Annotated in this window: 7 protein-coding genes; 5 read left to right on the forward strand and 2 right to left on the reverse strand. The window is 68.0% G+C overall.

Annotation, left to right across the window (positions count from 1 at the left end):
- Window positions 1–101 precede the first annotated feature (101 nt).
- The 4 genes from galT (at window position 102) to A5646_RS07685 (ending at window position 3,922) form a co-directional block, all read left to right on the forward strand.
- Window positions 102–1,208 (forward strand): galactose-1-phosphate uridylyltransferase, encoded by a 1,107-nt coding sequence (gene galT / locus A5646_RS07670; RefSeq protein ID WP_066866373.1) that lies wholly within the window; start codon window positions 102–104, stop codon window positions 1,206–1,208.
- Window positions 1,205–2,299, forward strand: a complete 1,095-nt coding sequence (locus tag A5646_RS07675) for a galactokinase (RefSeq protein ID WP_066866371.1) — start codon at window positions 1,205–1,207, stop codon at window positions 2,297–2,299. Before galT ends, A5646_RS07675 begins: the two co-directional genes overlap by 4 nt.
- Window positions 2,296–3,051 carry a Mut7-C RNAse domain-containing protein gene (locus tag A5646_RS07680; RefSeq protein ID WP_066877616.1) on the forward strand — a complete coding sequence of 252 codons (756 nt, stop codon included), beginning with the start codon at window positions 2,296–2,298 and terminating at the stop codon, window positions 3,049–3,051. Before A5646_RS07675 ends, A5646_RS07680 begins: the two co-directional genes overlap by 4 nt.
- A gap of 184 nt (window positions 3,052–3,235) precedes the next feature.
- Window positions 3,236–3,922, forward strand: a complete 687-nt coding sequence (locus tag A5646_RS07685; protein ID WP_066866367.1) for a PAS and ANTAR domain-containing protein — start codon at window positions 3,236–3,238, stop codon at window positions 3,920–3,922.
- Window positions 3,923–3,934: 12 nt separating this feature from the next.
- Here the strand turns inward: A5646_RS07685 and A5646_RS07690 are convergent, their stop codons facing one another.
- Window positions 3,935–4,420: a hypothetical protein gene (locus A5646_RS07690; RefSeq protein WP_067020979.1), complete on the reverse strand. Its 486-nt coding sequence runs from the start codon at window positions 4,418–4,420 to the stop codon at window positions 3,935–3,937.
- A gap of 40 nt (window positions 4,421–4,460) precedes the next feature.
- Window positions 4,461–5,138, reverse strand: coding sequence for an LpqN/LpqT family lipoprotein (locus A5646_RS07695; RefSeq protein ID WP_066866365.1), 678 nt, complete (start codon window positions 5,136–5,138; stop codon window positions 4,461–4,463).
- Between the two features lie 202 nt (window positions 5,139–5,340).
- Here A5646_RS07695 and A5646_RS07700 point away from each other — a divergent pair.
- Window positions 5,341–7,296, forward strand: a 1,956-nt coding sequence (locus tag A5646_RS07700) for a GH92 family glycosyl hydrolase (RefSeq protein WP_067020983.1), incomplete at its 3' end; no start/stop codon positions are given.

Below are 7,296 nucleotides of genomic sequence, written 5' to 3' on the forward strand. Positions count from 1 at the left end.
GCGCGTTCGTAAAGAACAGTTATTCCGATGACCCCTCTCGTGCGCTTACCCCCCATGGTTACCCGAACCGCGCCACGGCGACCAAAGTAGTCTTCGACATCGTGACCGAGCCGACGCGCGCGCAGCTGGCTGACGGTCGTGAGCTGCTGTTCTTCGCGCTGCCGGGGCATCACCCGGCGCCGGTCGAAGATCGCCGGCCGCTGCCGTCGCGTGCCGCTGAGCCCTCCGCGCAGTCGCAGCTGCGGTTCGACCGGTCCACCGGGCAGTGGGTGATCATCGCGGCGCTGCGCCAGGACCGCACCTACAAGCCGCCACCCGAGGCGTGCCCGCTGTGCCCGGGCCCGACCGGGCTGACCAGTGAGGTGCCCGCGCCCGATTACGACGTCGTCGTCTTCGAGAACCGCTTCCCCAGCCTGTCCGGCGCGCTGCCGTCGTCGCCGGTCTCGCCGCCCGTGCCCGCCGACGACGGCTTTGCGGCCGCGCCTGGGCACGGCCGCTGCGAAGTGATCTGCTTTTCGGCCGACCACACCGGATCCGTCGCCCAGCTCGAGCCGGCGCACGCACGGCTGGTCGTCGAGGCGTGGCGGCATCGCACCGCCGACCTGATGGCCAGGCCGGGCATCGAGCAGGTGTTCTGCTTCGAGAACCGCGGCGAGGAAATCGGGGTGACGTTGACCCACCCGCACGGTCAGATCTACGGCTACCCCTATCTGACGCCGCGCACCGCCGCCATGCTGGAGCAGGCCCGTCTGCATCGAGAACGCCACGGCGGCAACCTGTTCGCCGACCTGCTGGCCCGCGAGGTCGAGGCCGGCAGCCGCGTCATCGCGCGCAACGAGTTGTTCACCGCGTTCGTGCCGTTCGCGGCGCGCTGGCCGGTGGAGGTGCACATCTACCCGAACCGGTTCGTGCGCAACCTGACCGAACTCGGCGAGGACGAATCCTGCGCATTCGTCGACGTGTACCTCGACGTGCTCAGGCGCTTCGACCGGCTGTATTCCGCGCCGCTGCCCTACATTTCGGCGCTGCATCAGTACGCCGACACCGCCGCCCAGGCCGAGGGTTACTTCCACGTCGAATTGATGTCCATCCGGCGCAGCGCCACCAAGCTCAAGTACCTGGCGGCCTCCGAATCGGCGATGGATGCCTTCATCGGTGACGTCACGCCGGAAAGCGTGGCCCAGCTGTTGCGGGGCCTCGCGCAATGACCACGCCGATCCGCTACGCCGCCCCGGGGCGGATCAACCTGATCGGCGAACACACCGACTACAACCTGGGTTTCGCGCTGCCCATCGCGCTACCGCAGCGCACCGTGGCGACGTTCACGCCCACCGACGACGACGCGATCACCGTCGTCAGCGACCGCGCCGATGCCCCGGTGCGCGTTCGGATCGGCACCGTTCCCGGCGAGGTGGCCGGCTGGGCGGCCTACGTGGCCGGGGTGATCTGGGCGCTGCGCCAGGGCGGCCACCCGGTGCCGGGCGGCGCCATGTCGATCACCAGCGACCTGCACATGGGCTCGGGTCTGTCGTCGTCGGCGGCGCTGGAATGCGCGGCGCTGGGCGCGATCACCACGGCCGCGGGTGTCCGCATCGACCCCAAGGAACAGGCCCGGCTGGCCCAGCGCGCCGAAAACGAATACGTCGGGGCGCCAACGGGTTTGCTCGATCAGCTGGCCGCGCTCTGCGGCCGCGACGCGACGGCGGTGCTGATCGACTTCGCCGACCTCACCGTCACGCCGGTGGTTTTCGACCCGGCCGCCGCGGGTGTCACGCTGTTGCTGATCGACTCGCGGCAGCGCCACAGCCACGCCGGCGGCGACTACGCGGCGCGGCGCGCGTCGTGCGAGCGGGCGGCGGCCGAACTGTCGGCGTCCTCGCTGCGTGAGGCCGCCGATCGTGGGCCCGTCGACCTGACGGCCGTGCGCGATCCCGCCGACGCCCGGCGCGCCCGACACGTGCTGACCGAAAACCAGAGGGTCATCGATTGCGTTGCGGCGCTGCGTAATTCGGACTATTCCGAAGCCGGGAGGATCTTCACCGCCTCGCACGCCTCCATGCGTGACGACTTCGGCATCACCACCGAACGCATCGACCTGATCGCTGAGACCGCGGTGCGCGCGGGCGCGCTGGGCGCGCGGATGACCGGCGGCGGCTTCGGCGGCTGTGTGATCGCGCTGGTGCCGCACGAGCGCGCGAATGCGGTCGGCGAGGCGGTGCAACGGGCCGTGGCCGACGCCGGGTTCGAGCAGCCCGTCGTCACCCGAACCCGCGCGGCCGCGGGCGCGGGACCGGCGTGAGCGAGCCGACCGGCTACATCGAAGTTCGGGCATACGCCGAACTCAATGACTTCGTCGCGGCGCCGTTGCGCGGGCACACCGTGCGCCGGCCCTTCAAACCCCACCAGAGCGTCAAAGATGTGTTGGAGGCGATGGGAATTCCGCACACCGAGGTCGACCTCATCCTGGTGAACGATGCGGCCCGGGGGTTCGATTACCGCCCGGTCTCCGGGGACCGCGTCGCCGCCTATCCGGTGTTCGAGGCGCTCGACATCGGCCCGACCGGCAGGCTTCGGCCCGTGCCGTTGCGCGACCCGCGCTTCGTCGTCGACGTCAACCTCGGCCGGCTCGCGTGGTTGCTGCGGCTGTTCGGGTTCGACGTGTGGTGGTCGAACGACGCCGATGACCAGACCCTGGCCGAGATCAGCGGCGCGCAGCGGCGCATCCTGCTGACCCGCGACCGCGGCCTGTTGAAGCGCCGCGCCGTCACCCATGGCCTGTTTGTTCGCTCGGACGATCCGGAGGAGCAGGCGGTCGCCGTGCTCCGCCGGCTCGATTTGGAGCGACGGCTGGCGCCGCTGAGCCGGTGTGTGCGCTGCAACGGCATGTTGGCTCCGGTCGCCAAGGAGGACGTGATCGATGAGCTGGAGCCGCTGACCCGCGAGCACTACGACGACTTCAGCCGGTGCACGCAATGCGGCCGCATCTATTGGGCCGGGTCGCACCACGCGAAGCTGGTCGCCCTCGTCGAACGCCTGCGGCGCCGGATCTGAACGCCAAACTTACTCGCCCGGCAATTTTGAGATTCCGGGCATGACCAGTGGTCAGAAAATGTAACCTAACCCCCATGGGGGTATCCCACTCCTGCATGTGCAGTACCGGTTTTCCCGCCCGGGCGGTAGCGATCCAGCTGCGATCGCTACCAAATTCTGCCGCCCACTACGCGAAACGTCAGCCGTGGCTTGGAATCTAGACAGCCAAGCCGCAGCGATCGAGCGGGGGCTGGCCGGCGCCACCCCACAATCCGTGGGCTGGTTCCGCTTCTACTTCGAAGGCCACCGCTGGGTATGGTCCGACCAGGTCCAGCGCATGCACGGGTACCAACCCGGCACGGTGACACCCACCACGGAACTGGTGCTGTCGCACAAGCATCCGGCCGATCGTCCTCAGGTGACCGACGGCATCAACGACATGATCAGGCGTCGTCAGGCATTCAGCACACGGCATCGCATCGTGGACACCGGCGGCATGATCCATCACGTCCTGGTGGTGGGCGACCAATTCTGCGATGACGACGGCAACGTCGTCGGGACGCACGGCTTCTACATCGAAGTCACGCCGACGCCCGCGCGCAGCCGCGAGGAATCCATCAGCGCGAAGGTCGCCGAAATCGCCGGGCGCCGCGGCGTGATCGAGCGGACCAAGGGCATGCTGATGCTGATCTACGGCATCGACGAAGACGCCGCGTTCAACATGCTCAAAACGCTGTCCCAGTCGGGAAACACCAAGCTCGGACTGCTCGCCCAACGGATCGCCGAGGACTTCTCGGCGCTGGGCAAAGAGGTCATCACCGCGCGCTCGCGATTCGACCAGCGCCTGCGGGGCGCCCACCTGCGCGCGCCCGAGAGCGGCGACACCACCTGAGCGGGTGCGGTGCTAGGACGCCGGACTCAGCCGCACCGCACCCAGATGCAGCCGGTCGACCGCCTCGGCGAACTCGTCGCGGGTCGGGATGCGCTGGTCGCGAAACTTCAACCCGATCATGCGCTGCGCGCGCTGGACCCCGTAGGACTCGGCGCAGCGCACCAGCAGGTCGGAGACGACGGCCCGGTCGCGGATGAGCTCGCCGCGCATCGCCGTCGTCTTGCCGTCGTAAACGACCTGGACCGGTCCGCCGTCGCGGAAGTTCTGCTTCCACGGATTTCCGGTCAGCGCGTACAGCTCGCCGTCAATCACATGGGCGCTCAACGGAATTGAATAAGCGCGTCCCGTCTTTCGCCCGGTGAAACTCAGCACCATGAACTGCTTGCGGGCCAGCCCGGCCAGCGGGCTGCGCAGCAAGAACCCCATCACCGGATTGACCAGACGCATCAGCGCCGACGGTGGATGACCGGCGTCCACCGCATACGACTGCTCTGTCATGCGTTCACCGTAGAGGCAACCGCGCCCCGCGGCCCGCCATTCAGCCCGTGATGGTGGTCTGGTCGTCGATGATGTTGGTGGCGTCCATCAGCGGGCCCTGGTCGCTTTCCAGCCCGTCGGCGTTGAGCTGCAGCACGTAGACCGCGCCCTGGCTGGGGATCACCACGGTTTTCTGCGCGATGACCCGGGTCTGGCCGCCCCGCTGGTACGTGCCGCCCACCTGCCAGGCCTGGAAGCCGCCGAGCGTGGACGCCGAGCCGTTGCCGGTGCCCTGGTATCCGGGCAGATTCTGCACCTCGCCCGGAGCGAATTGGATGAGCTTCGCGGGATCGACATTGCCGCTCAGCTTGGAGTACAGCGCCGAGACGGTCGGCGGATCGGCGGGATTGGCGGGCTGGCTCTGCACGATGCCGCCATACGAGGTGCCGGAGTTCTGGTTGAGCTGCCAGCCCGCGGGCACCGGCAGGTCGACGTTCGGGCCGGGGTCGCCGTGGTGCACGGGTGTCTCGGCGATGTTGTTGTCCTTGACGTAGTCGGCGATGGTGTACTTGGCCTTCGCCGCGGGTGGCGCGCCGGTCTGCGACGACGTCGACGTGGCAGACGACGTCGTCGTCGAAGTGGAAGTCGACGCTTTATCGCCGGATTTGTGGTCGTGGCCGCAACCGACGAGCGCCAGACTGAGCGCCACGGAAATGGTTGCTAGCGTCAAATGTTTCATCGATCCAATCTCCCGAAAATTGGGCCGGTACCAGCGCCAGCCGTGCTGGGCATGACAGTAACGGAAAAACCTCGACGGTTTGCCGGTATCTTTTGGAGTTTTTGCCCGCGACTCGGTGCGGCCCCAATAGTTGTCCAATTCGCCGGCCGAAACGCCCCACGAATACGGCGTTTTCGGTTCGTTAGCGGAGTATTAGACAGGTATGCGGTCGCGGCGGGCCCTCATTGCGGTCATCGCGGCGTCGGCTGTCTTCATGGTCTTCATCGCGGCGGCCCCACCCAGGGGATACGACGGTCCGCCGGTGTTCGTGGCGAATCCGGTCGACCACGTCGCCACGCTCATCGGCACCGGGACGGGCGGCGAGACGGTCGGGGAGATCAACAATTTCCCCGGTGCCACGGTGCCCTTCGGGATGGTGCAGTACTCGCCGGACACCGTCGGCAACTACGCTGGCTACAACTACGACAACCCGCGCGCCACTGGCTTCAGCATGACCCACGCGTCGGTGGGATGCGCTGCGTTCGGCGACATCTCGATGCTGCCGGTCACCGGCGGGATCGGTCGGCAACCCTGGAATGCCACCGAAGGCATCGCCCACGACGACAGCGAGCAGGGCGTCCCCGGTTATTACGCGGTGCGGTTCCCCGGCACCGGCGTGAAGGCGGAACTCACCGCCACCGCGCACACGGGCGTCGGCCGTTTCAGTTATCCGCGCAACGGCCGGCCCGCGCTGCTGCAGGTGCGCTCCGGCTCGTCGTTGGCGGGCAACTCGCGCGCGACCATCCAGATCGGGGAGGACAACACCACGATCACCGGTTGGGCCACCAGCGGGGGATTCTGCGACAAACCGAACGCCTACACGGTGTACTTCGCGATGAAGTTCAGCCAGCCCTTCACCGGCTACGGGTCCTGGGACGGCACCGCCGTCTACCCCGGCGCCCGCAGCGCCAACGCGCCGTATGCCGGCGGATACGTCGAATTCCCGGCCGGCTCGACGCTCGAGGTGCGCACCGCGGTCTCCTACGTCGGGATCGAGGGGGCCCGGGCGAACCTGGCGGCCGAGGGCTCGGCCGGCTTCGACGACGTTCGCGGCGCCGCGTCCCGCGACTGGAACGCCGCGCTGTCCCGCGTCTCGGTGGCCGGCCGCAACGTCGACGACCTGAGCACCTTCTACACCTCCCTGTATCGATCCCTGTTGCACCCCAACATGTTCAACGACGCCGACGGACGCTACGTCGGGTTCGACGGCTCCATCCACACGGTCGCCGCCGGGCACACGCAGTACGCCAACTTCTCCGACTGGGACACCTACCGGTGCCTGGCGGCGCTGCAGGCGTTGCTGTTTCCGGAGCGGGCCAGCGACATGGCCCAATCGTTGGTGAACGACGCCGAGCAGAGTGGAGCGCTGCCGCGCTGGGCGTTCGCCAACGCCGCGACCGGGGAGATGAGCGGGGACAGCGTGACCCCGCTGATCGTGAATTGGAATGCGTTCGGCGCCAATGACTTCGACACGCAAAAGGCGTTGCGCTACATGGTGGACGGGGCGACCAAAGGCGGCGTGGGCCTGGCCGGTTACGTCGAGCGTCGCGGCATCGGCACCTACCTGCGGTTCGGCTATGCGCCGTTCACGTTGGAGTTCGGCCGCAACGGCTGGATCGCCGACGCGTCGATCACCCTCGAGTGGTCGATCGACGACTTCGCGATCTCCCGATTCGCCGACTCGCTGGGTGACGCCGCGACCGCCACCGAATTCGCGAACCGGGCGCAGTATTGGCAGAACCTGTTCAACCCCACCACGCGATACGTCTTGCCGCGCAGCTGGACCGGCTTCTTCCGCCCCGGTCCCGGGTTCGTGGTGGCCCCGGAGAACTTCGGCCAGGTCGGCTACGACGAGGGCAATGCCGAACAGTACGTCTGGTCGGTCCCCCACAACGTGGCGGGACTGGTGACCGCGCTCGGCGGCCGCGCCGCCGTGGCCGACCGGCTCGACCGCTTCACCGACAAGCTCAATGTCGGTCCCAACCAGCCCTACCTGTGGGCCGGCAACGAACCGAGTTTCGGTGTGCCGTGGCTGTACAACTACATCGGTCAACCATGGAAGACCCAGCACGCCGTGGACCGGGTGCGCGGGCTGTTCGCCCCGACCGCCGACGGTGAG

Origin of the sequence: Mycobacterium sp. 1245499.0 (assembly GCF_001673615.1) — a bacterium.
Classification (GTDB): domain Bacteria; phylum Actinomycetota; class Actinomycetes; order Mycobacteriales; family Mycobacteriaceae; genus Mycobacterium; species Mycobacterium europaeum_A.